Annotated in this window: 24 protein-coding genes, 1 other RNA gene and 1 riboswitch; of the genes, 17 read left to right on the top strand and 8 right to left on the bottom strand. The window is 70.0% G+C overall.

The window, feature by feature from the left end; all coding sequences use genetic code 11:
- The first annotated feature begins 173 nt into the window (after positions 1–173).
- Positions 174–1,211: a diguanylate cyclase gene (locus ACSQ2F_RS12130; protein WP_436023083.1), complete on the top strand. Its 1,038-nt coding sequence runs from the start codon at positions 174–176 to the stop codon at positions 1,209–1,211.
- A 188-nt stretch (positions 1,212–1,399) separates the two neighbouring features.
- Here the strand turns inward: ACSQ2F_RS12130 and ACSQ2F_RS12125 are convergent, their stop codons facing one another.
- The 4 genes from ACSQ2F_RS12125 to ACSQ2F_RS12110 form a co-directional block, all read right to left on the bottom strand.
- Positions 1,400–1,873: an EVE domain-containing protein gene (locus ACSQ2F_RS12125; RefSeq protein WP_436023081.1), complete on the bottom strand. Its 474-nt coding sequence runs from the start codon at positions 1,871–1,873 to the stop codon at positions 1,400–1,402.
- A 351-nt stretch (positions 1,874–2,224) separates the two neighbouring features.
- A non-coding RNA gene (ssrS, locus tag ACSQ2F_RS12120) (6S RNA) lies at positions 2,225–2,405 on the bottom strand.
- A 62-nt stretch (positions 2,406–2,467) separates the two neighbouring features.
- The gene (locus ACSQ2F_RS12115) at positions 2,468–2,779 is read right to left on the bottom strand and encodes a cell division protein ZapA (protein ID WP_436023079.1); all 312 of its coding nucleotides are present in this window, start codon (positions 2,777–2,779) and stop codon (positions 2,468–2,470) included.
- Positions 2,776–3,012 carry a DUF904 domain-containing protein gene (locus ACSQ2F_RS12110; RefSeq protein ID WP_436023077.1) on the bottom strand — a complete coding sequence of 79 codons (237 nt, stop codon included), beginning with the start codon at positions 3,010–3,012 and terminating at the stop codon, positions 2,776–2,778. Before ACSQ2F_RS12110 ends, ACSQ2F_RS12115 begins: the two co-directional genes overlap by 4 nt.
- A gap of 62 nt (positions 3,013–3,074) precedes the next feature.
- A riboswitch (cobalamin riboswitch) is annotated at positions 3,075–3,315 on the top strand.
- 65 nt (positions 3,316–3,380) lie between these two features.
- Between ACSQ2F_RS12110 and ACSQ2F_RS12105 the strand changes: the two genes are divergently transcribed.
- The 13 genes from ACSQ2F_RS12105 to ACSQ2F_RS12045 all read left to right on the top strand — a co-directional run bounded on the left by ACSQ2F_RS12105 (position 3,381) and on the right by ACSQ2F_RS12045 (position 15,506).
- Positions 3,381–5,225, top strand: a complete 1,845-nt coding sequence (locus tag ACSQ2F_RS12105; RefSeq protein WP_436023075.1) for a TonB-dependent receptor domain-containing protein — start codon at positions 3,381–3,383, stop codon at positions 5,223–5,225.
- A complete protein-coding gene (locus ACSQ2F_RS12100) occupies positions 5,207–5,809 on the top strand; it encodes a bifunctional adenosylcobinamide kinase/adenosylcobinamide-phosphate guanylyltransferase (RefSeq protein WP_436023073.1) in 603 nt (200 codons plus the stop codon). The genes ACSQ2F_RS12105 and ACSQ2F_RS12100 overlap by 19 nt, the downstream gene beginning before the upstream one ends.
- A complete protein-coding gene (locus ACSQ2F_RS12095) occupies positions 5,806–6,696 on the top strand; it encodes an ABC transporter substrate-binding protein (RefSeq protein WP_436023071.1) in 891 nt (296 codons plus the stop codon). Before ACSQ2F_RS12100 ends, ACSQ2F_RS12095 begins: the two co-directional genes overlap by 4 nt.
- Positions 6,693–7,715 carry a FecCD family ABC transporter permease gene (locus tag ACSQ2F_RS12090; RefSeq protein ID WP_436023069.1) on the top strand — a complete coding sequence of 341 codons (1,023 nt, stop codon included), beginning with the start codon at positions 6,693–6,695 and terminating at the stop codon, positions 7,713–7,715. Before ACSQ2F_RS12095 ends, ACSQ2F_RS12090 begins: the two co-directional genes overlap by 4 nt.
- The gene (locus tag ACSQ2F_RS12085; protein ID WP_436023067.1) at positions 7,712–8,503 is read left to right on the top strand and encodes an ABC transporter ATP-binding protein; all 792 of its coding nucleotides are present in this window, start codon (positions 7,712–7,714) and stop codon (positions 8,501–8,503) included. The genes ACSQ2F_RS12090 and ACSQ2F_RS12085 overlap by 4 nt, the downstream gene beginning before the upstream one ends.
- 73 nt (positions 8,504–8,576) lie before the next feature.
- The gene (gene cobO / locus ACSQ2F_RS12080; RefSeq protein ID WP_436023065.1) at positions 8,577–9,149 is read left to right on the top strand and encodes a cob(I)yrinic acid a,c-diamide adenosyltransferase; all 573 of its coding nucleotides are present in this window, start codon (positions 8,577–8,579) and stop codon (positions 9,147–9,149) included.
- Between the two features lie 4 nt (positions 9,150–9,153).
- Positions 9,154–10,071, top strand: a complete 918-nt coding sequence (gene cbiB / locus ACSQ2F_RS12075) for an adenosylcobinamide-phosphate synthase CbiB (RefSeq protein ID WP_436023063.1) — start codon at positions 9,154–9,156, stop codon at positions 10,069–10,071.
- Between the two features lie 32 nt (positions 10,072–10,103).
- Positions 10,104–10,628: a hypothetical protein gene (locus ACSQ2F_RS12070; protein WP_436023061.1), complete on the top strand. Its 525-nt coding sequence runs from the start codon at positions 10,104–10,106 to the stop codon at positions 10,626–10,628.
- Between the two features lie 164 nt (positions 10,629–10,792).
- Positions 10,793–11,611 (top strand): aminotransferase class I/II-fold pyridoxal phosphate-dependent enzyme, encoded by an 819-nt coding sequence (locus ACSQ2F_RS12065; RefSeq protein ID WP_436023059.1) that lies wholly within the window; start codon positions 10,793–10,795, stop codon positions 11,609–11,611.
- On the top strand, positions 11,608–13,107 hold the full coding sequence (locus ACSQ2F_RS12060; protein WP_436023057.1) for a cobyric acid synthase: 1,500 nt from the start codon (positions 11,608–11,610) through the stop codon (positions 13,105–13,107). The genes ACSQ2F_RS12065 and ACSQ2F_RS12060 overlap by 4 nt, the downstream gene beginning before the upstream one ends.
- A gap of 4 nt (positions 13,108–13,111) precedes the next feature.
- Positions 13,112–14,155, top strand: a complete 1,044-nt coding sequence (gene cobT / locus ACSQ2F_RS12055) for a nicotinate-nucleotide--dimethylbenzimidazole phosphoribosyltransferase (RefSeq protein WP_436023055.1) — start codon at positions 13,112–13,114, stop codon at positions 14,153–14,155.
- Positions 14,155–14,958 (top strand): adenosylcobinamide-GDP ribazoletransferase, encoded by an 804-nt coding sequence (cobS, locus tag ACSQ2F_RS12050; RefSeq protein ID WP_436023053.1) that lies wholly within the window; start codon positions 14,155–14,157, stop codon positions 14,956–14,958. The genes cobT and cobS overlap by 1 nt, the downstream gene beginning before the upstream one ends.
- Positions 14,955–15,506 carry a histidine phosphatase family protein gene (locus ACSQ2F_RS12045; RefSeq protein ID WP_436023051.1) on the top strand — a complete coding sequence of 184 codons (552 nt, stop codon included), beginning with the start codon at positions 14,955–14,957 and terminating at the stop codon, positions 15,504–15,506. Before cobS ends, ACSQ2F_RS12045 begins: the two co-directional genes overlap by 4 nt.
- Here ACSQ2F_RS12045 and nth read toward each other — a convergent pair.
- The 4 genes from nth to ACSQ2F_RS12025 form a co-directional block, all read right to left on the bottom strand.
- Positions 15,455–16,108 (bottom strand): endonuclease III, encoded by a 654-nt coding sequence (gene nth / locus ACSQ2F_RS12040; RefSeq protein WP_436023049.1) that lies wholly within the window; start codon positions 16,106–16,108, stop codon positions 15,455–15,457. The genes ACSQ2F_RS12045 and nth overlap by 52 nt on opposite strands.
- A gap of 63 nt (positions 16,109–16,171) precedes the next feature.
- The gene (gene rsxB / locus ACSQ2F_RS12035; protein WP_436026808.1) at positions 16,172–16,831 is read right to left on the bottom strand and encodes an electron transport complex subunit RsxB; all 660 of its coding nucleotides are present in this window, start codon (positions 16,829–16,831) and stop codon (positions 16,172–16,174) included.
- Between the two features lie 13 nt (positions 16,832–16,844).
- Positions 16,845–18,188 carry a polyhydroxyalkanoate depolymerase gene (locus ACSQ2F_RS12030; RefSeq protein WP_436023047.1) on the bottom strand — a complete coding sequence of 448 codons (1,344 nt, stop codon included), beginning with the start codon at positions 18,186–18,188 and terminating at the stop codon, positions 16,845–16,847.
- 197 nt (positions 18,189–18,385) lie between these two features.
- The gene (locus ACSQ2F_RS12025; RefSeq protein WP_436023045.1) at positions 18,386–19,585 is read right to left on the bottom strand and encodes an amino acid aminotransferase; all 1,200 of its coding nucleotides are present in this window, start codon (positions 19,583–19,585) and stop codon (positions 18,386–18,388) included.
- 100 nt (positions 19,586–19,685) lie between these two features.
- Between ACSQ2F_RS12025 and uvrB the strand changes: the two genes are divergently transcribed.
- The 3 genes from uvrB to iscR all read left to right on the top strand — a co-directional run bounded on the left by uvrB (position 19,686) and on the right by iscR (position 23,202).
- Entirely contained in the window at positions 19,686–21,827 is a 2,142-nt protein-coding gene (gene uvrB / locus ACSQ2F_RS12020) for an excinuclease ABC subunit UvrB (protein ID WP_436023043.1), read from the top strand.
- Positions 21,828–21,908: 81 nt separating this feature from the next.
- Entirely contained in the window at positions 21,909–22,496 is a 588-nt protein-coding gene (locus tag ACSQ2F_RS12015) for a low molecular weight protein-tyrosine-phosphatase (RefSeq protein ID WP_436023041.1), read from the top strand.
- Positions 22,497–22,668: 172 nt separating this feature from the next.
- Entirely contained in the window at positions 22,669–23,202 is a 534-nt protein-coding gene (gene iscR, locus ACSQ2F_RS12010; RefSeq protein ID WP_436023039.1) for a Fe-S cluster assembly transcriptional regulator IscR, read from the top strand.
- Positions 23,203–23,204: the final 2 nt, after the last annotated feature.

Here is a 23,204-nt window from a genome sequence, read left to right as displayed (position 1 = left end):
GGTGGTGCGGCGGCCAGCGGCGGGCGCCGGTCTCACCGGCCGCTATGATCAAGCTAGGGGTTTGCAGAGTCCCGCAGCAGTGCATAAATAGACACCGGTGAGATCCACCGGACAGGGCTGCCCGCCGGGCCCCGAGGCCTACACACTGCCTGCGGGCACGGACGAGAAAACGAATGACGGAATCGAATCAGCTGGCCTTGTCGGCGCGTGCCGAACGCGCGGCGGGCCTGGCCCAGGCGCTGGGGCTCGCCCCTGAAGCGCTGGGCGTCGTGCTGCTCACGCTGCTGGAGCGCACCGATGCGCTGTTTGCCGTGAAGGAAGCGGCCACCGGCCGCTACGTGCACAGCAACGACCGCATGGATTCGCTCGTCGGGCGTCCCCTGACCGGTCTGCTCGACGAAGACTGGGCGCCCACCGATGCCTTGCACGCCTTGCGGGCAGCTGACCAGTCGGCCATGGTGCAGACGCTGCCCCAGGTCAGCGAGCACCGCATCGACACCGGCGAATTCAAGCGCGAGTTCACCGTCACGCGCCTGCCGTTGGCATCTGCCGACGGCGCGCCCGCACGCCACCTGGCCGTGGTGTGGATCGACATGACGGCGCAGCGCCAGCTCGAGGCCCAATTGGCCCTGGCGCTGGCCCAGCTCGAGGCGCAGCAGCAGGCCGCTGAAGCGCAGCGCCGCGAACTCCAGGACACCTCCTTGAAGGACCGGGCAACCGGCCTTTACCAGCGCGGCCATTTCGAAGACCAGCTGCGGCGAGAGGTCGACCTGTCTTCGCGCGAGCACCGCGAATTCGCGATGGTGTCGGTTGCGCTCGATCCGCTGTCCGAGCGGGCCCTCGCACTGGGCGAGGAAGCGCGTGCTCGCATCCTGGAGGCCTTGGGACGGCTGCTGCGCAGCAACACGCGTGCGATGGACGGCTCATGCCGGCTCGGTGAAGACCGCTTCGCCGTGCTGCTCTCGGGCGTCGGCCTCGCCACGGCCCATTCGCGCATGGAAGGCCTGCGCCGGCAGTGCGCCACCCAGATCGTCATGCTCAACGGCGAAGACCTGGGTTTCACGGTCTCGATGGGCGTGGCGAGCTTTCCCCATACCGCCCACAGCCAGGAAGAACTTGTCGACGCGGCCGATTCGGCGCTGGCCGAGGCGCAGCGCCGTGGCGGCAACCTGGTGACGCTGGCGAGCATCCGGTTCGAATCCAAACAATAGGCCCCCACGTCGCTCCCGCTCCTGCCCCCCGCGGGGGCGCCCCGGGTCGTCCTGCTGGAGTCTTGGCCCCCCAGTCACTTCGTTCCTGCCCCCGAGGGGCGCCCCGGGTCGCCCGGGAAACCCGGGCTCGCGGGTGGCTTGATGGGCGCTTTGCTTCGCTTGCGGGCTTGACGGGCCGGTCGGTTGGCTCAGGCGGGTGCGTCGAGGCGCTTGCACACCGCCTGCCACTCGGTTTCGGTGACCGGGGTGATGGACAGGCGGCTGCCGGGACGCAGCAGGGCCATGCTTGCGAGGGCCGGGTCTTCGCGCATCGCCTTGAGGGTGAGCAGCGGGGTCTTGCGGCGCAGCTTCACGTCGACCAGCAGCCATCGCGGCGCGTCGGGCGACGACTTGGGGTCGTGGTAGGGGCTCGAGGGGTCGAACTGCGTGGGGTCGGGGTAGGGGGCGCTGGCTACTTCGGCGAGGCCGGCCACACCGGGTACGGCACAGGACGAATGGTAGAAGAGCACGCCGTCGCCAGGACGCATGTTGTCGCGCATGAAGTTGCGCGCCTGGTAGTTGCGCACGCCGATCCAGGGCACCGTCTGCCCGGGCGCTGCCGCCAGGTCGTCGATGCTGCACTCGTCGGGTTCGCTCTTCATGAGCCAGAACTGTGGGGACATGGTGGTGCAGGGAGGTGAGGTTCAGGTCACACGGTGGCCGGGGTGCGAGATGCACACACGCGCCGTTGCCCGGAGACCGCCATCATCGCAAATCGGGGCGGCTGTCGCGACGGAACCGCCGAGTGGATCGATGAGAACAAGGGTGGTGCGTTGCGCGTTCGCCTGCGGCGCGGACCGATGAGGCGGTCGCGCGCATCATCCGCAGCGCGTCGTGTGCGGACAGTGCAGAACGGGTGCAAGGGACGCGCCATGCATGCACGCTGCGCGCATGGCCCACGCGCGATAGGAGCGCGAGCAAGCGCCGCACGAGCGCGGCACGAGCGCGGCACAAGCGCGCAGTCGAAGGAAGAGGGTGTCCGCCGCGAACCGTGAGCCGCATTCCTGAACCCAGGCAGTTCAGGTGGGCGAGGTCAGCCTGGTTTCGGGTTCATCTGACGCGAGACGATCGCACCTGCCAGGCGATGTTCCAAGCCCTTGCTCTTGCGAGCATCGGTTCAAGGAAATATAAAACTCACGCGAACGCGACGGACGAATCCATTCTACGCGCCGACCCGTTGCCGCAGCGGGCGCCGGTCATCGCAAAGTGGTCTTGCGTCACAGCAGTTGACCGTCGGCGCCGAGCGCCTGGTCAACTCGACGGATGAGGGCGTCGACATGCGCTTCGTCGGCCGGGGAGGGCGCCGCGATGCCGCTCGACGGCGCGGCGGGCCGCTCGGCCAGCGCGTAGGCGAGGTTCAGCGCCGCGAGCACCGCGATGCGCTCGCGCGCCTTCACGCGGCCACCGTCACGGATGGCGCTCATTTCGCGGTCGACGGTGCTCACGGCCTCGAGCAGGGACGTCTCGCCACCTTCGGGGCAGCCGAGGATGTAGCTCTGGCCCATGATCGTCACTTCGATCTGTTTCATTCGTCTTCCCTGGCAGGCGCCTCGGCCGGGGCGTCGGCCGGGTTGCCGGCCGGCAGCCGCTGCAGCAGCGAATCGATGCGGGCGCGGGCCGCGTTCAGGCGCGATCGGAGGTTGTCGCGCTCCTGGGTGACGGTGGTGAGCTGCTGTGCGAGCAGGTCGTGCGTTCGCTTGAGCTCTTCATGTCGCAGCAGCAGGCGCTCCACGCGTTCCGCAAGTTCTTGGGTCTTCGACATGGCAAGCGAGGGCTCTCGGTGACGACGGACTGATGGCATTGTAGGGGGCCCGAAGCAGGCCCTCTACAATGCCGCTCGTTGGTGCAGCGTCGGTCTTCACGCCGGCGCAGTTAAACGGGAAGCAGAGGGAGCGAGTCCGACGGACCACGCCCCCCGCCTGCGCTGCCCCCGCAACGGTCAGCGGACGAATCGGTTGACGCCGATTCAACCTGGAGTGCAAAAGCCACTGGGGCCCCAAGCCCTGGGAAGGCCACACAGGTCGTGCCGCCAGCCCGGATACCGGCCAACAGGGCGGCCTCGTTTCCTCGAGGCCGATGGTCGGGTGCCTGCGGGGAAGCGGGCGCCCGGAACTTGTGTCTTCCTTTCTCATGAACTTCTCTTTCCGGCGCCATGCGCGCCCGCTGATGCCTGGCCTCTTGACATTGGCCTGGGCCGCCGCCGCATGGGCGGCCCCCGCCGATACGCGGCTTGAACCCGTGGTCGTCACTCCCACCCGCACGCCCGTGCCCCTGCGGGAGGTGCTCTCCGACGTGACGGTGCTCGAGCGAGAGGACCTGCAGCGGCGAGGCGCGGTGGGCGTGGCCGATGTGCTGCGCGCCGTGCCGGGCATCGAGATGAACCGCAGCGGCGGCATGGCGGGCACCACGTCGGTGTTCATCCGTGGCGGTGACACCCGGTTCACCGCCGTCATGGTGGACGGCGTGCGGGTCGATTCGCAGTCGACGGGCGGCGCCACGTGGGAGGCCATTCCCCTGAGCCAGATCGAGCGCATCGAGATCGTGCGCGGCCCGGCGAGCGCGGTGTACGGGTCCGATGCCATCAGCGGCGTGGTCCACATCTTCACGCGCCGCGGCGCGCCGGGTTTGCGCGGCGATGCCGGTGTGGTGGCCGGTGCCTTCAACACCGTGACTGGCGATGCCGGCATCTCGGGCGGGACCGGGCCCTTCGATTTCGCCGTCTCCGGGCAGACCGCCCGCAGCGACGGCTTCAACGCCCGTCCGGCAGGCAACCCGGACCGGGACGGTCACGTGTCGAACGGGGGCAGTGGCCGCTTCGGCCTGGCCCTGGGCGAGGCGCATCGACTGGAGGCGTCCTTCCTGCGCAGCCATGTGGATGCGCAATGCGATGTGTCCGGGGTCACGGACGATCATTGCGTGCACGACCTCGACACCGCGCGCGTCGCCTGGTCGGCCCGCTTCGTGCCAGAGTGGACGAGCCTCGTGAGCTTCGGCCAGTCGGACGATCACTACGAGACCGGCCCGTCCGCGTACATCACCGACACGCGCGTGCGCACGACCACGTGGCAGAACGACGTGCAGCTCGGCTCGCATGGGTTCAACGTGACCGTGGAGCACCGTGAGGACCAGCTCGAGAACACCGGTTTGCTCGGGGCGCCCATCCAGGATCGCACCCTGGCCTCCCTGGCGCTCGGCTACGGGTGGCGCAACGCAGGCCGTGCCGTGCAGGTCAACGTGAGGCACGACGAGGAGAGCGACTTCGGCAGCGCCACCACCGGCACCGTAGCCGCGGGCGCCGACATCGCCGCCGGCTGGCGCGTGCACGCTTCCGTGGGCAACGCCTTCCGCGCGCCGACGCTCTACCAGCGCTTCAGTGACTCGGGGCCGTCCGCCGGTCAACCGGCGCTGAAAGCGGAGCGATCGAGCAGCAACATCGAACTGGCACTGAAACACCGGGCCGGCGCCTTCGATTCGAGCATCACCGCCTACCGCAACCGGGTCGCCGACCTGATCATCTATGGTGCCCCGGGCACCTGCGTCAGCACCTGGGGCTGTTACGGAAACGTCGGACGAGCCACGTTGCAGGGCCTGACCCTGGCCACCGTGTTTGCGCACGAGGGCCTGCGCGTGGCTGGGTCCATCGACCTGCAATCCCCGAAGAACGCCGACACCGGCCGGGTGCTCGCCCGCCGTGCGCGCCGGCATGCCACGCTGGACGTGCAACAGGAACTCGGAGACACGACGGTCGGCATGCAATGGATCGCCGCCAGCAAGCGCTTCGATCGCGAGACGACCGATACCGTGCTGCCGGGTTATGCGGTGGTCAACCTCGACCTGTCGCACCGCTTGTCGAACGAATGGCGCCTGCAGGCACGCATCGACAACTTCTTCGATCGGAAGTACCAGACGGCGGGCGGGTTCAACACCGAGCCCCAGGCCGCCTACGTGGGGGTGCGGTGGACACCGTCGCGCTGAGCACGGGTGCGGCCCGCCCGCGGCATCAATTGCTGCTGGGCGGGCAGCGCAGTGGCAAATCGCGGCGTGCCGAGGAACTGGCGGCCGCCTGGCTCGCCACTCCCGGGCGCAGCGCCTGCCTCGTGGCCACGGCGCTCGCGGGCGACGACGAGATGTCGGCACGGATCGACCGCCACCGCGAAGACCGGGCCCGGCGGGTGCCCGGCCTGCGCACCGTGGAGGCACCGCGGGCGCTCGGTGCGGAGGTCGCGCGCCTGAGCCGTTCCGACACGATGGTGCTGGTGGACTGCCTGACGCTGTGGCTCACCAACCTGCTGATGCCGATGGAAGGGGCGCCGCTCGATGCGACGGGACTGGACGTCGCCTGCGATGCGCTGCTCGCGGCGCTCGCCTGCGCACCCGGACCGGTCGTGCTCGTGTCCAACGAGATCGGGCTCGGCCTGTCGCCGATGACGTCCGAGGCGCGGCGCTTCGTCGATGAGCTGGGGCGCTTGCACCAGCGGGTCGCGCGTGGTTGCGCCAGCGTGACGCTCATGGTGGCGGGGCTGCCGCTGGTGGTGAAGGCGACGGAGGAGGGCGCATGAGGTCTCTCGGTCTGGCGCGGCGCTGGGCGCTGGCCTGCCTGCTGTCACCGCTGGTGGCGGCAGCAGCGCCCGTCAAGCTGGTTGACCACCGCGGGGTGTTGCTCACGCTGCCTGCGCCACCTGCGCGCATCGTGTCGCTCATGCCGTCGCTCACCGAGGGCGTCTGCGCGCTCGGGGGGTGCGACCGGCTGGTGGGGACCGACCGCTTCTCGAACGAGCCGCCCGAGGTGGTGCGCCTGCCCAAGCTCGGCGGCATCGAGGACGCCCAGGTCGAGCGCATCGTGGCGCTGCGGCCCGACGTCGTGATTGCCGCGCCCTCGGCCCGGGTGGTCGACCGGCTCGAGCAGCTCGGCGTGCCGGTGTTCGTGATGGATTCGAACAGCCACGCCGACGTGCACCTGGGCCTGCAGCGCATCGCGGCGCTGCTCGGCACGCCCGAGCGCGCGGCGCCCGCCTGGGCCCGCATCGAACAAGCCATGGCGGCGGCGCGGTCCCGCGTGCCCGCGACCTTGCGTGGCAAGCGCGTCTACTTCGAAGTCGACGGGTCCACCTATGCGGCCGGGCCCGGCTCCTTCATTGGCGAGACCTTGTCACGGCTCGGCCTCGGCAACGTGGTCGATCCGAAGCTGGGCCCGTTCCCGAAACTCAATCCGGAGTACGTGCTGCGTGCCCAGCCGGACATCATCATGGCCACGCGTGAGAATGTGGATGCCATGCCGGGGCGTCCCGGCTGGTCATCCCTGCGGGCGCTGCAGCACCGGACGACCTGCGCCTTTGCGCCGGGGCCCTATGAACTGTTGATCCGCCCGGGGCCGCGCTTGGGCGAGGCGGCATCGCTGCTGGCCGACTGCCTGGTCCGTCTGGGCGCGGCGGAGCAGGGCCCGTGACTTCTGGACCGGATGCCCGTCGACGCCGCCGGTTGGCCTGGGCGCTCCTGGCGCTGAGCTTGGGCGCTGTCGTGGCCGGGCTCGCGGCCGGCAGCGACGGCTGGTCCCTGAGCGCCTTGTGGCAGCTGGGCACGTCGCCTGACGGCGAACTCATCCTCGGCCGCATCCGCGCGCCGCGCTCGATCGGCGCCTGGTTGGTGGGCGCCCTGTTCGGACTGGCGGGCGCAATCGCGCAGGGACTCTTCCGCAACCCGCTGGCCGACCCGTACTTGCTGGGCTCGGCGTCCGGCGCCTCGCTGGGCGTGGTGCTGGTGCTGGGGGTGGGGGCGTTCTCGGGCCATGCGGCCGGGCTGGCCACCGCCACCGTGCTGGCGCGCGTGGGGCTGGTGGGCGCCGCCTTTATCGGCGCCTGCGTCGGCGTGACCTTGTCGCTGGTGCTGGCGCGCGGCGCCCAGCACACGGTGCGCCTGCTGCTGGCCGGCGTCATCGTCGGCGTGGTGCTGGGGGCGGCGACAGACATGGTGACCACGCTCGCGCCGGATGCCCTGCGCGGCAAGCAGGCCTTCCTGCTCGGCTCGACCGGGTTTCTCGGATGGGAAGCCTGCGGCATCCTGGCTGCCGGGCTCATGCTGTCGGCGCCGCTCGCCTGGCGCCATGCCCGCGCGCTCGACGCGCTCGCCCTGGGCGAGGACAGCGCGCGCAGCCTCGGCCTGTCCCTCGGACGTGTGCGGGTCGTGATGGTGCTCGCCATTTCCCTGGCCACCGGCCTGGCCGTCTCGCAGGCCGGCCTGGTGGCCTTCGTCGGCTTGGTGGCGCCGCACCTCGTGCGGCGCTTCGCGCCTTCGTCCCACGGCTTCCTGCTGCTGGCCAGTGCCGGCACGGGCGGGGCGCTGCTGCTCTCGGCGGATGTGCTTGCGCGCTCGCTGGTGGCGCCGCAGGAGTTGCCGGTCGGCGTGCTGACCGCGGTGCTGGGCGGCGGCTACCTGTTGTGGCTGCTGCACCGAAGGCGGCTCGCATGACGGGCACGTTGTGCCATCGCCTGGCCGCCGACCAGCTGCGCGTCTCGCTCGGTGGGCGCACCGTGATCGACGGCGTCTCGCTGGCGCTGGAGCCGGGGTGGACCTGCATCGTCGGGCCGAACGGCGCGGGCAAGTCGACCTTGCTGCGGGCCATGGCTGGCCTGCTGCCGCTGGAGGCCGGACAGGTGCTCATGGACGGCCGCGCGCTGGCCCGCTGCCACCTGGCCGAACGCGCGCGCCACACCGCCTGGCTGGCCCAGCAGGGCGAGGCCGCGGGGGACCTGACCGCGCGCGACATCGTCATGCTGGGCCGCCTTCCGCATCTCGGCCTCTTCGGCACGCCGGGGCCGGCCGACCAGGCGGCGGTCTCCCGCGCCATGGCCGACACCGAATGCACGGGCTGGGCGGAGCGCCGGCTGGGCGACCTGTCCGGGGGTGAACGGCAGCGGGTGCTGCTGGCGCGCGCCCTGGCCGTCGACGCGCCGGTGCTGTTGCTCGACGAACCGACCACGCACCTCGATCCGCCGCACCAGGTGGCGCTGGTGCGCCTGCTCCGGCGATTGGCGGGAGAGGGCCGCACCGTCGTGAGCGTGTTGCACGACCTGCCCCTGGCCCTGCTGGCCGACCGGCTGGTGGTGATGGCGCAGGGGCGGGTCGCCGCCGAAGGCGCCTGCGGAGACGCCGCGCTGCACGATCGGCTGGTGGCCGTCTTTGGCGGCGCCATCCGCATCGTCCGTTCCGACGACGGGTGGGTGGCCTTGCCGCGGCTGTCGGGCCGCACACCATGAAGGGGTCCCTTGCGCCAGCGCAGCGGCCCCTGCTTTCAACGGGCGCTACAGTGCGCCCTCCACGGAGACACTGATGGACATCGAACAACCTCCCACCGACGTTCGCTACGAGCGCCCGGACCCCGAAGGCCGGCGCGGCCTCGTGCTGATGCACACGGGTGACGGCAAGGGCAAGAGCACTGCCGCCTTCGGCCTCGCGCTGCGTGCCCATGGCCGCGGCAAGACGGTGAAGATCTACCAGTTCATGAAGGTGCCCTCGGCGCGCTTCGGTGAACACCGCGTGTTCGAGCAGCTCGGCGTGCCGATCGAGGGCCTGGGCGACGGCTTCAGCTGGAAGAGCAAGGACCTGGAGCACTCGGCTCAGCTGGCCCGGGATGGCTGGGCGCGGGCCGAGGCCACCATCCGCGCAGGGGAGCACTTCCTCGTGGTGCTGGACGAGATCACCTACCCGCTGCGCTACGGTTGGGTGCCGCTCGAGCCGGTGCTGGCCTGCCTGCGCGAGCGGCCGTCGCACGTGAACGTGGTCCTCACCGGGCGCAACGCCCCGCAGGAGCTGATCGACCTGGCCGACACGGTGACCGAGATGACGCTCGTGAAGCACCATTTCAACGCGGGTGTCCCGGCCCAGCGCGGCATCGAGGACTGAGGCGGTGACGCAGGCGGCGCTGTGGTCGGCGGGCGCCCTGCTGGGCGCCTGGGGCCTGGACCTCGCCTTCGGCGAGCCGCGCAATGCGTGGCACCCGGTGGCGTGGCTCGGACGACTGCTCGCGCCGCTCGGCCGGCAGGTGCGCGCGCTGGCGCCGCCCGCGGCGTTGGTGAGCGGTGCCTGCGTCTGGCTGCTGTTGGCGCTCGGCGTGCTGCTGCTGGCCGCCTTGGCCGAGGCCGCCTTGCGCGCCCTGCCGTGGTGGTGCGGCGTGCCGCTGCTCGCGCTGCTGCTCAAGCCCGCCTTTGCCTGGCGCATGCTGCGGGACGAGGTGGCGGCCGTGGAACGGGCCTTCGCAAGTGGCCTGCCTGCGGCACGCGAGTGCGTCGCACGTCTGGTCAGCCGCGATGTGAGTGCCTTCGAAGCACCCGCCGTGCGCGAGACGGCGATCGAGACCTTGGCCGAGAACCTGAACGACTCGCTCGTGGCGCCTCTGTTCTGGTTCGCGGTGGGCGGCCTGCCCGGCGCCGCTCTCTACCGACTGGCCAACACGATGGACGCGATGTGGGGCTACCGCGGGCCGTGGGAATGGGCGGGCAAGTGGTCGGCACGGGCCGACGATGTGCTGTCCTGGATTCCCGCACGCATCACGGCCGGCCTGATCATGATCGGCGCGCCGCGCGCCGAATGGCGTCGTCTGCCTCGCCATGCGTGCGGCACGCCTTCGCCCAACGGGGGTTGGCCCATGGCGGCCATGGCCTTGCGACTCGGGGTCCGACTGGGCAAGCCGGGCGTGTACTGCCTCAATCCCCAGGCCCCCGTGCCCGACGAGCGCGGTGTTGCCCTGGCACTGGCCCATGCCACCCGCAGCGCCTGGCTTGCGATCGGCCTCGCCGTGGCCGCGTGCCTGTTCATCCGCGCCTGACGCGTTTTCACCGCCTGCCACTCACGACCTCCATGCCTCGCCTCGCCACGCTCATCCTTCTCGCCGCCAGCCTGGCGCTCGCCGCGTGTGAACGAAGTGGCTGGCGCATCAGCCAGCGTCTGGCCGTCGCGGTCGACTCGGCGACATCGCCCATCGACATGACCGAGGTGGCCCCGCTCGACTGGGATCGGGTGTGCGTGCTCGGTCCCTATTCGGGGCCTCGCCAGGCGCGCGAGGTGCTGGGATTCGACTGGGCGGTGGAGGACAAGAGCGATATCGGCAGCCAGGACGCCATCAGCCTCCTCGTTTTCGTGCGGGGCCGCGAGGTCGTTGCCTACGCGGAGCATCCGCGTGGCCAGGGTGATCTGGCCGCGTTGACGGGCCGGTGTCTCGACCGCGGCGGTGCCCGACTGGTGCGCATCTCAAGGCCTGACGCGCCCCCGCAACTCGTTGCCGAAGCCCCGGTCGCGGAGACGATCACGGCGCCAGCGTCCGGCGAGCCGGTGGCGCCGCCAGCTTCCGCCGCCAGCGGCGCCACGCCCGGGAGGCGTCCGTGACGCTGCCAGCGAACCATGCGACGCATCACGGCGGGCCTGATGCGCAGGGCGTCCCGCGCTGGGATTTTTCGACCAATGCGAACGCCTGCGGACCGGCGCCACACGCATGGGAGGCGGTGCGGAAGGCGGACCGCGCGCGATACCCGGATCCGTCGGCGGCCGCGTTGCGCGAACGGCTCGGTGCGCTGCACGGTGTGTGCGCCGATCGCATCGTCGTCGCGGCCAGTGCAAGCGAGTTCATCGGCCGCATGACGGCGGCCGTGCACCAGCGCGCGCCGGCAGCGAGCGTCTTCACACCGTCCCCGGGGTACGGCGACTACGCGCGGGCGGCCCGGCAGTGGCGCCTGCGTCCGCTCGGTGCAGCCGGCGATGCCACGCTCGTGTGGGCGACGGAACCGGCAAGTCCAACGGGGAAGACAGCGCGGATTCCCTCGGTGCGGCCCGATGCGGTCCTGGTGGTGGACGAAGCGTATGCGCCGCTGCGTCTGGAAGGGACGGCACCCCCGGTGCCGCAACATGCCTGGCGCTTGCTGTCACCCAACAAGGCCCTGGGCATGACGGGCGTGCGGGCCGCCTATGCCGTGGCACCGGTCGACGCCGACGAGCTGGCGCAGGCCTTGGTGGCCCTGGCCCCTTCGTGGCCGCTGGGTGCTGACGGGGTGGCCCTGCTCACTGCCTGGTCCGCCGCCGAGACGCCGGCCTGGCTTGCCGCGAGCCGCGAGCGGCTCAGTGCCTGGAAGTCACAGCAGCTGGCGCTCTGTGCGTCGCTCGGGTGGGCGTGCGAGCCGAGCGTCACCCCGTTCTTCGTGGCGCGCTGGCCCGGCGTCGAGGCACCCGCCGCGCTCTTGCCGTCGCTGCGCGCGCAGGGCGTGAAGCTGCGAGACACGGCCGACATGGGACTGCCCGGCGCAGTGCGCCTGTCGGTGCAGCCGCCCGACGCGCAGGCCGCCTTGCGTGCGGCGTGGCAGGCGGTGATGGCATGACGGCGCGCGCGGTGATGGTGCTCGGGACCACCAGCAACGCGGGCAAGAGCTGGCTCGCGACCGCGCTGTGCCGCTGGTATGCCCGCCAGGGCCTGAAGGTGGCGCCGTTCAAGGCGCAGAACATGAGCAACAACGCCCGGGTCGTGCCGGGCCCCGGCGGGCGGTACGGCGAGATCGGCAGTGCGCAGTACTTCCAGGCGCTGGCGGCCGGAGCCGCACCCGAGGTGCGCATGAACCCGGTATTGCTCAAGCCCGAGCGGGATACGGCGAGCCAGGTGGTCGTCCTGGGCGAGGTGCGGCCCGATCTGGCCGCCGTGCCGTGGCGAGCGCGCAGCGACGTGCTCTGGCCCCATGCGCAGCAGGCGCTGCACGGCCTGATGGCCGAGCATGACGTGGTGGTGATCGAAGGCGCCGGCTCGCCCGCGGAGATCAACCTGCACGCGAGCGACTACGTCAACATGCGGACGGCCCGCGAGGCAGGGGCCGCCTGCCTGCTCGTGACGGACATCGACCGCGGCGGCGCGTTCGCCCACCTCTACGGCACCCATCAGCTGCTGCCGGCCGCCGAACGGACCTTGCTGCGCGGCTTCGTGCTGAACCGCTTCCGCGGCGACGCGGCGCTGCTCGCGCCGGGCCCGGCCCAACTGCAGGCCCTGACCGGGGTGCCCACAGTCGGCGTGCTGCCGATGTGGCGGGGGCACGGCTTGCCCGAGGAAGACGGCGTCTTCGACGAGGCGCCCGGGGGCGAGGGACTGCACATCGCCGTGGTGGCGTATCCGCGCCTCAGCAACCTGGATGAGTTCCAGCCCCTGCGCGGCCTGGCCGGCGTGCGGCTGAGCTGGGCCCGCAGCCCCGAAGCGCTCGCGGCTGCCGACTGGGTGGTGCTGCCCGGCTCCAAGCACACCAGCTCCGACCTGGCCTGGCTGCAGGCCAGCGGACTTGCCGACGCCATCCAGCGCCATGCGGCCAACGGCCGGCCGGTGCTGGGTGTGTGCGGCGGGCTGCAGATGCTGGGCGATGCGCTGCTCGACCCGCATGGCGTCGACGGAGAAGGGCAGGGCCTCGGTCTGCTGCCCTTGACCACCCGCTTCGCCGCGGACAAGCGCCTGTGCCGCACGCGGGCGCGCTTCGCCGGCGCCGGTGGCGCCTGGTCGGCACTGTCGGGCGTCGAGGTCCAGGGTTATGAGATTCGCCAGGGACGCACCGCCCCGTCCGAAGGGGCGTCAGCCTCCCGCCTTGCGGACTTCTCGAGCGTGCTGCACAACCCGGCGGGCGACGCCATCGGCTGGCAGCGCCGGAACGTACTGGGCGTGTATGCCCACGGCCTCTTCGAGTGCCCTGCGGTGCTGCAGGCGCTCTTCGGGGCCACGGCGCGCTCGCTGCCGCAGGTCTTCGATGGCCTCGCGGATTTCATCGACCGGCATTTCGAACCCGGCACGCTGGCGGGCCTGCTCGACCGGGCGCCTGCCTTTCCATCCATTTCACCAGCCCCCTGACCGCATGACCCACCGCCTTCCCACCGTTGCACCGCTGGCCGACACCGTGTTGGCTGCCGCCTTGCGGCATCGCATGGACCGCAAGACCAAGCCGCTCGGTTCGCTGGGCCGCCTCGAGGCGCTGGCCGTGCAGATCGGCTGCGTGCTCGGCACGGAGCAGCCGGCGTTGCAGTCGCCCCAGTTGGTGGTGTTCGCCGCGGACCACGGCCTTGCTGCGCGTGGCGTGTCGGCCTTTCCGTCCGATGTCACCTGGCAGATGGTGGAGAACTTCCTCGCGGGCGGCGCGGCGGTGAGCGTGCTGGCGCGGCAGCACGGCCTCGCGCTCACCGTCGTGGACGCCGGGGTGAACCACGACTTTGCCTCCCGGGCCGGGCTGCTCGATCGCAAGGTCGGCCGCGGCACGGCGGACGCCTCGGTGGGCGCGGCCATGACGGCGGCCCAGTGCGAACAGGCGCTGCAGGCGGGCGCATCCATCGTGCGCGAGCTGCCCGGCAACGTGGTCATGTTCGGCGAGATGGGCATCGGCAACACGTCCAGCGCCTCACTGCTGTTGTCTCGCCTCACAGGCGCTCCGCTGGCCGATTGCGTGGGCCGCGGCACGGGGCTCGACGACGTGGGCCTCGCGCGCAAGCTGGACGTCCTCGGCCAGGTGCTCGCGCTTCACGACGGGGTGACCGATCCGCTGGCGCTGATGGCCTGCGTCGGCGGCTTCGAGATCGCGATGATGGCGGGCGCCGTGCTCCAGGCTGCAGCGGAGCGACGCGTCATTCTCGTGGACGGCTTCATCACGGGCGCCGCTGTCCTCTGGGCCGCCCGCGTCGCGCCGGCCGTGCTCGAGCGCTGCATCTGGGCGCACAGCTCGGCGGAGCCGGGCCACCGTGTGATGACGCGGCACCTCGGCGTCGAACCCCTGCTCGACCTCGGCATGCGGCTGGGCGAAGGCTCGGGGGCGGCGCTCGCCTGGCCGCTGCTCGTGAGCGCGGTGCAGCTGCTGCGCGAGATGGCGAGCTTCGAGTCGGCCGGCATCTCGGACGCGGACGGCGCCTGATGCGCGCGCGCCTGCACCACGAGCTGCGGCTGTTCCTCGTCGCGGTGCAGTTCTTCACCCGTGTGCCCGTGCCCGCATGGGTGGGCTTCTCGCCGGCATGGTTGCAGGCGTCGGCCCGGCACTTCCCCGGCGTGGGCCTGTGCGTGGGCATGGTGGGCGCGGCGGTGCTCGCCTGCGCGTGGGGCCTGACGTCGCCCCTCGTGGCCGTCGTCCTGTCGATGATGGCCACCGTGGTGCTCACCGGGGCCTTCCATGAAGACGGCCTGGCCGACACCTGCGATGCCCTGGGAGGCCATGTGAGCCGGGCGCGTGCGCTGGAGATCATGAAAGACTCGCGCATCGGCAGCTACGGCACCGTGGGGCTGGTGCTGGTCCTCGGGTTGAAGGCCGCGTTGCTGGCCAGCCTGCCGTTGGCGCTGGCCGTGCCGGCCCTGATCTTCGGCCACACGGTGTCGCGGGGCGCGGCGGTGGTGCTGCTGCGCACCTTGCCCTACGCCGGGGATGTCGACCAGTCGAAGGCCAAGCCGCTGGCCACGGGCGTGTCGAGTCGGGGGTTGTTCGTGGCACTCGGCTGGGTCGCGCTCGCGGCCGCTGCCATCACGGCCTGGCAGGTCGCCTGGGCCGTCCCGCTGCTGCTGTCCACGGCGCTTGCCGCATCGGGCACCTGGGGGTGCCGTCGCTGGTGGCAGGGCCGGCTCGGCGGGTTCACCGGCGACACCTTGGGCGCCACCCAGCAACTCACCGAATGCCTCGCCTTGCTCGGCTGGCTCGTGTGGCTGCGGTCGATGGGGTGGGGCGCATGATCAGCGTCTGGCGGCATGCGCGCCCGGATCAGGTGATCGGCCGCTGCATCGGCCGCACGGACGTGACCGTCGATCGGCGGCGGAGCCGTCGCCTGGCGCACCGCATCCGCGCACAGGCACGGCGCGAGGGGGCGCCGCGGGTCATCTGGACATCGCCCCTGCGGCGCTGCGCCGATGTGGGACGTTGGCTGTCCCGCTGGGGCTGGACCCACCACATCGACCCGCGCCTGCTCGAGGTGGACTTCGGCCGCTGGGACGGGCGCCCCTGGGACGATATCGGAACGCAGGAGGTCGACGCCTGGTGCCGCGACCTTGCCGATCACGCGCCCGGCGGCGGCGAATCGGTGGTGATGCTCATGGCGCGCTGTGCCGGTTTCATCGGGGAGCACCCGAATGCCTGGATCGTCGGCCACGCCGGGTGGATGAACGCCGCGGCCCGCGTGCTGGCCGGGTCGGGCCCGCCACGCGAGCCCGGCGACTGGCCCCCCGGGGCGCGCTATGGCGCGCTCTGGCGCGCCAGCAGTGAAGGTGGCGCCGAGTCGCAGTAGCGCAGCACCTGGCACTGCTCGCACAGCGGGCGGCGTGCCTGGCAGATGTAGCGGCCGTGCAGGATGAGCCAGTGATGGGCATCCACCATGTACTCCACGGGCACCCGCTTGAGCAGCTTCATCTCCACGTCGAACGGCGTCTTGCCCGTGGCCAGCCCGGTGCGGTTGCCCACGCGAAAGATGTGTGTGTCCACGGCCATGGTGGCCTCGCCGAAGGCGACGTTGAGCACCACGTTGGCGGTCTTGCGGCCGACGCCGGGCAGGGCTTCGAGCGCTTCCCGGGTGCGAGGCACCTGGCCGCCGTGCTGCGTGACGAGGATGCGGCAGGTCTCCATCAGGTTGCGCGCCTTGGTGCGGTACAGGCCGATGGTGCGGATGTGTTCGGTGACGGCGTCGAGCCCGAGGTCGAGCATCTTCTGCGGCGTGTTCGCGCGTGCGAACAGTCGCCGCGTGGCCTTGTTGACGCCCACGTCCGTCGCCTGAGCCGACAGCAGCACGGCCGCCAGCAGCTCGAACACGTTGGTGTACTCGAGTTCGGTGTTGGGCTGGGGGTTGGCCGCCTTCAGGGTGGCGAAGAAGGGGGCGATGTCGGCGATCTTCATGGGCGGCGATTGTGCCGTGGCCAGCGGCATCGGCATTGCGCCGAGCGAGTCGACGCCGGCCGGTCAGTCGCCCGTGCCGCGCCGTTCCCGCGCGCGGGCCATCGCGGCCTCGATGATGGCGCGCTTGCGCGCCAGCGCCGCAGGATCCTCGATGCGCGAGGCGGTGGGCAGGTCCGCCAGCTTGGCTGCCGCCTTGCGGGCCAGGCGCTCGTCGTTCTCCGCCTTGTCGCGCACGAGGCGCATGCGGTGGAAGGCGAAGCGCTCGCGGGCTTCATCCGCCTGCGCCTGACTCCAGGCGTCCCAGGCGGTGTGTCCGGGGGTTGCGTCCACCAGCGAGATGCAATCGACGGGGCACACGGGCACGCAGAGCTCGCAGCCGGTGCACAGTGCATCGAGCACGCTGTGCATGCGCTTCGGCGCGCCGATGATGCTGTCGACGGGGCAGGCCTTGATGCACAAGGTGCAGCCGATGCACCACGCCTCGTCGATGACGGCCAGCTGTCGCGGGCCCTCGCGACCGTGGGCCGGGTCCAGCGGCAGGGCCGGACGGCCCGTCAGGCGGGCCAGCGAGGCCACGCCTTCCGCACCTCCAGGGGGGCACTGGTTGATCCCGGCCTCGCCCGCAGCGATGGCTTGGGCATAGCTGCGGCAGTCCGGGTAGCCGCAGCGCGTGCATTGCGTCTGCGGCAGGGCGCGGTCGAGCGCTTCGGCGAGGTCGTCCAGGGCGGTCACGTGCTCAGCGGCTGCGCTTGGCCCCCGGCTTGGCGGAGGCCGTGGAGTCCACCGTGCGGGCGGCCGCAGCCGCTCGCGCCGGGCGTTTGGCCGGTGCCTGAGCCTGGGCCTGCTGGTGGCGGGCGATGAAGTCACGCACCTGCGGATAGCAGTGCTCGCGCCAGCGCCGGCCGGAGAAGATGCCGTAGTGGCCGGCACCGATCACGTCGTAGTGGAACTGGCGGTCGGCGGGGATGCCCGAACACAGGTCGTGCGCGGCGCGCGTCTGGCCGGCGCCCGAGATGTCGTCCAGCTCGCCCTCGATCGTCAGCAGCGCCGTGGTCTTGATGTCCTGCGGCCGCACCAGCTGCCCGTTGACTTCCCAGGTGCCGTTCACGAGCGAATAGTCCTGGAACACCGTGTGGATGGTGTCGAGGTAGTACTCCGCGGGCATGTCGAGCACGGCGTTGTATTCGTCGTAGAAGGCCCGGTGGAACTCGGCGCTTTCGTCCTCACCGCGCATCAGGTCGAGGAAGTAGTCGTAGTGCGAGGTGAGGTGGCGGTCCGGGTTCATGGCGATGAAGCCGGTGTGCTGCAGGAAGCCCGGGTACACCCGGCGCCCGGCGCCGGGGTAGTTGGTCGGCACGCGATAGATCACGTTGTTCTCGAACCACTCGTAGCTCTTGTTCATGGCCAGGTTGTTCACGGCCGTGGGCGACTTGCGGGCGTCGATCGGGCCGCCCATCATCGTCATGGTGCGCGGCGTGAACTCGCCGTTGGTGGCCAGCAGCGAAATGGCGCCGAGCACCGGCACGGTGGGCTGGCACACCGACATCACGTTCACTTCAGGGCCGATGTGACGGATGAAGTCCTGCACATAGATGACGTAGTCGTCGAGGTGGAACGGACCCGCCTCCACCGGCACCATGCGCGCGTCGGTCCAGTCGGTGATGTACACCTTGTGGTCGACGAGCAGTTGGCGCACCGTCTCGCGCAGCAGCGTGGAATGGTGGCCCGACAGGGGCGCCACCACCAGGACCACCGGGTGGTCCTTCATCTTGGTGAGCAGGTCCAGGTCGTCGGTGAAGCGCTTGAAGCGCAGCAGGCGGCAGAAGGGCTTCTCGAGCGCCACCTGCTCCTGCACCGCCACATCGCGGCCGTCCACCTTGACCGAGGTGATGCCGAAGGGCGGCTTCTCGTATTCCTTGGACAACCGGTGCATCAGGTCGAGGCCGGCCGACAGGCGGTTCGACAGCGGCGTGTGCGCCAGGGGCGACAGCGGATGGCTGTACAGCTTGGAGGTGGCCGAGGCGAACTCGGAGAACGGGCTCAGCATGGCCCGCTGGGATTCATAGAGCTGGTACAGCATACGGCGATCCTTTCAACGACTGACCGAAGCGGCGCACGCGTTGTGCATTGCAGCATTCTAGGCAGTTGCATCCTATCGTGCGTCGGACGGCGCCGGGTTCAAGGCCGGAAAAACGCGATTTTTGTCCGCCAGACGTGCAAAGCGGAAGGGGCATGTCACTTGCGCGACATGCCCCTTGAGGGTCAGCCCCGATCCGCTCAGCTCACCTGGGCGATCGCCTTGACCACAGCGTCGATGTTCTTGCTGTTGAGGGCGGCCACGCAGATGCGGCCGGAATCCACACCGTAGATGCCGAACTCGCTGCGCAGGCGCTGCATCTGGGCCTGGTTCAGTCCGGAGTAGCTGAACATGCCCTTTTGCTGGGTGATGAAGCTCATGTCCTGCTTGACACCGGCGGCCTTGAGCTTGTCCTGGAGGGCCACCCGCATCTGCTTGATGCGCAGGCGCATGCCCGCAAGCTCTTCTTCCCACGTCGCGCGCAGGGCAGGGGTGGTCAGCACGGTGGCCACCACCTGGGCGCCGTGCGTGGGCGGGTTGGAGTAGTTCGTGCGGATCACCACCTTCAGCTGGCTCAGCACCCGGCCAGCCTCTTCCTTCGACTGGCAGGCCACGCTCAAGCCGCCCACACGCTCGCCGTACAGCGAGAAGCTCTTGGAGAAGGAGGTCGACACGAAGAAGTCCAGGCCGGCGGCCACGAACTTCTGGATGACGGCGCCATCTTCCTGGATGCCTTCGCCAAAGCCCTGGTAGGCCATGTCGAGGAAGGACACGAGGCCGCGCGCCTTGACGGTGGCCACCACCTGATCCCACTGGGCGGGGGTGATGTCGTAGCCGGTCGGGTTGTGGCAGCAGGCGTGCAGCACGACGATCGTGCCGGCCGGCGCAGCGTTCAGCGCGCCGAGCATGCCATCGAAGTTCACGCCGCGCTTGGCGGCGTCGTAGTAGGGGTAGGTCTCGACCTTGAAGCCGGCATTGGTGAACAGCGCGCGGTGGTTTTCCCAGCTCGGGTCGCTGATCAGGACGGTGGCGTTCGGGTTGATGCGCTTCAGGAAATCGGCACCGATCTTCAGGCCGCCCGTGCCGCCCACGGCCTGCACGGTGGCCACCCGGCCCTCGGTGACGATGGCGCTGTCGGCGCCGAACACCAGGCCCTGCACCGCCTTGTCATAGGCAGCGATGCCGTCGATCGGCAGGTAGCCGCGCGGCTTGGCCGATTCGACCAGTTGCTTTTCCGCCTCCTGGACGCATTTCAGGAGGGGCAGTTTGCCGTTGTCGTCGTAGTACACGCCCACGCCGAGGTTGACCTTGGCCGGGTTCGGGTCGGCGTTGAACTGCTCGTTGAGGCCGAGGATGGGGTCGCGCGGGGCCATTTCGACGGCAGTGAACAGCGATGTCATGGACAGTCCTTGTCAGTAGAGCAAACTTTGGATTTGGGCTACCCTGCGCGATTGGCCTGCGAGCACCGCGGCGCGGGATAACCCGAGGATTTTATCTGTCATGGCCGGAATCTCCGACACTTCCAACGACATCGCCACCGTGGTTTCACCGCCGGCGGGCGAATTCGTCAGTTTTCCGGATTCGCCGTTCCAGCTCTACCAGCCCTATCCGCCGGCCGGGGACCAGCCGACCGCCATCGACCAGTTGGTCGAGGGCGTGAACGACGGCCTGTCGTTCCAGACCCTGCTGGGCGTGACGGGCTCGGGCAAGACCTTCACCATGGCCAACGTGATTGCCCGCCTCGGCCGGCCGGCGATCGTCTTCGCGCCCAACAAGACCCTGGCGGCGCAGCTCTACAGCGAGTTCCGCGAGTTCTTTCCCAAGAACGCGGTCGAGTACTTCGTCAGCTACTACGACTACTACCAGCCCGAAGCCTACGTGCCGCAGCGCGACCTGTTCATCGAGAAGGACAGCGCCATCAACGAGCACATCGAGCAGATGCGCCTGAGCGCCACGAAGAGCCTGCTGGAGCGACGCGACGTGATCATCGTCGGCACCGTCTCGGCCATCTACGGCATCGGCAACCCGAGCGACTATCACCGCATGGTGATGACCTTGCGCACGGGCGACAAGATGGATCAGCGCGACGTCATCGCACAGCTGATCCGCATGCAGTACCAGCGCAATGACATGGACTTCAGCCGCGGCACCTTCCGGGTGCGGGGCGACACCATCGACGTCTTCCCGGCCGAGCACTCGGAGCTGGCCATCCGCATCGAGCTCTTCGACGACGAGATCGAGTCGCTGCAGCTCTTCGACCCCCTGACCGGGCGCATTCGCCAGAAGATCGTGCGCTTCACGGTGTACCCGTCCAGTCACTACGTCACGCCGCGCGACCGGGTGCTGTCGGCGGTCGAGTCGATCAAGCTCGAACTGCGCGACCGGCTGGCGGAGTTCGTCGCTGCCGGCAAGCTGGTGGAGGCCCAGCGCATCGAGCAGCGCACCCGGTTCGACCTGGAGATGCTCCAGGAGATCGGCCACTGCAAGGGCATCGAGAACTACACCCGCCACCTGTCGGGGGCCGCGCCCGGCGAGCCGCCGTCCACGCTGGTCGACTACCTGCCGCGCGACGCCATCATGTTCCTCGACGAGAGCCACGTGATGATGGGCCAGCTCGGCGGCATGTACAACGGCGACCGCGCTCGCAAGACCACCCTCGTGGAATACGGCTTCCGCCTGCCGTCGGCGCTGGACAACCGGCCGCTCAAGCTCGAGGAGTTCGAGAAGAAGATGCGTCAGGCCGTGTTCGTGTCCGCCACTCCGGCCGACTACGAGAAGCAGCATGCCGGCCAGGTGGTGGAGCAGGTGGTGCGCCCGACCGGTCTCGTCGATCCGATGGTCGAGGTGCGCCCGGCCACCCATCAGGTGGACGACGTGCTGCAGGAGATCCGCATCCGGGTCGAGAAGAACGAGCGCGTGCTGATCACCACGCTGACCAAGCGGATGGCCGAGCAGCTGACCGACTACCTGACCGACAACGGCGTGAAGGTGCGCTACCTGCACAGTGACATCGACACGGTGGAGCGGGTGGAGATCCTGCGCGACCTGCGCCTGGGCACCTTCGACGTGCTGGTCGGCATCAACCTGCTGCGCGAGGGCCTCGACATCCCCGAGGTCTCGCTCGTGGCCATCCTGGACGCCGACAAGGAAGGCTTCCTGCGCTCGGAACGCTCGCTGATCCAGACCATCGGCCGGGCGGCCCGGAACCTGAACGGCCGGGCCATTCTGTATGCCGATCGCATCACCGACTCGATGTCGCGCGCCATCGGCGAGACCGAGCGGCGTCGGGCCAAGCAGCAGGCGCACAACGAGGAGATGGGCATCACGCCGCGCTCGGTGGCCAAGCAGGTGCGGGACCTGATCGACGGCGTGTACTCCGAGAAGTCGGCCAAGGAAGACCTCAAGGCGGCGCAGGCGGCCGCAGAGGTCGAGGTCATGTCCGAGAAGGATCTCGGCAAACGCATCAAGCAGCTCGAGAAGCAGATGCTGGAGCACGCGCGCAACCTGGAATTCGAGAAGGCGGCACGCGTGCGCGACCAGTTGGCCCACCTGCGCGAGCAGGCCTTCGGCGCGCCGGGGACCGACAACGTCGTGCTCTCGGGTCCCGCGACCGCCCCGACGCCCAAGGGCCGCAAGAAATGAGGCGTGCGAGCCGCGACTTCCTTCCTCGCGCCGCCGGGCTGTGGCGGGCTACGATCGGCCGGTGACCGCCACCCGTCCGACATGATCCGCTGGGAGAGCCTCTGGCCTTTCCGGCCGCCGACCGATCCCGACCCTCGGGCCGGTACGGCACCTGCGCCCGCAGACGACGCGGCCGGGGACGACCGGCCCTATGGCGTCCTGTTCGTGTGCACCGGCAACATCTGTCGATCGCCCACGGCGGAGGCGGTGCTGCGCCACAAGCTGGAACAGGCCGGCATGGCCGACCGGGTGCGGGTGGCCTCCGCCGGCACCCACGGCACCTGGCATGCAGCGCAGCCGCCCGACCCGCGCGCGGTGGCCCATGCACTGCGGCGCGGCTACGACCTCAGCGCGCTGCGAGCCCGGGCGCTCGTGCCCGCCGACTTCGAGCGCCACGACCTCATCCTCGCCATGGACGAGGACAACTTCGCCATCCTGGCCCGCCGGTGCGACCCGTCCCTGGTGGGGCGGCTCGGCCGCCTGGCCGCTCACGGGCGACGTTTCGCGGAGTCCGAGATCGCCGATCCGTATTACGGCCCTCCGGAAGGATTTGACCGCGTGCTCGACCTGATCGAGGATTCGTGTGACGGAGTTCTCGAATACCTGCGGTCCCGACTCCCTCAAGCCTGAGGGGAACTTCCGGGACCAAAGCCGACCGAATCGGTAGGCTTCATGTATACTTGAGTAACGCCGTCGGAATAAAGCCGGGGGTTTACCCGCTACAACAGCGGGCGCTCGACAAGCGTGAAGTACCCCCTAACGCTCTCGTTGATTGTTTGCCCCCGGGCATCAGGAGGAATCCATGCGACTGACCACCAAAGGCCGTTTTGCCGTTACCGCCATGATCGACCTCGCCCTGCGCGAGAACACCGGGCCCGTGGCCCTGGCCGCGATCAGCGCACGGCAGCAGATCTCGCTGTCCTATCTCGAGCAGCTGTTCGGCAAGCTCCGCCGCCATGAACTCGTCGAGAGCACCCGCGGCCCCGGCGGCGGCTATGCGCTCGGCCGCAAGTCCGAAGAAATCACCGTGGCCGACATCATCGTGGCCGTGGACGAACCCATCGACGCCACCGGCTGCAGCGGCAAGGAAAACTGCATGGGCGAGGACACCGGCAAGTGCATGACGCACGACCTGTGGTCGAGCCTGAACAGCAAGATGATCGAGTACCTCGATTCCATCTCGCTGCGCAAGCTTGTCGACGAGCAGCTCGCCAAGGGCGTCTCCATCGAGGAGCACCCGGTCAAGCGCGCCATCTCGACCCAGCCGGTCGTCAAGCCGATCAAGATCACCGCTCCGAACTCCGTGTTCGCGCTCGGTACCGCCTTCTCGAAGTAAGC

Source organism: Rhizobacter sp. LjRoot28, from assembly GCF_964253025.1.
GTDB lineage: Bacteria > Pseudomonadota > Gammaproteobacteria > Burkholderiales > Burkholderiaceae_C > Rhizobacter.
This window is presented reverse-complemented; position numbering and strand designations above follow the sequence as displayed.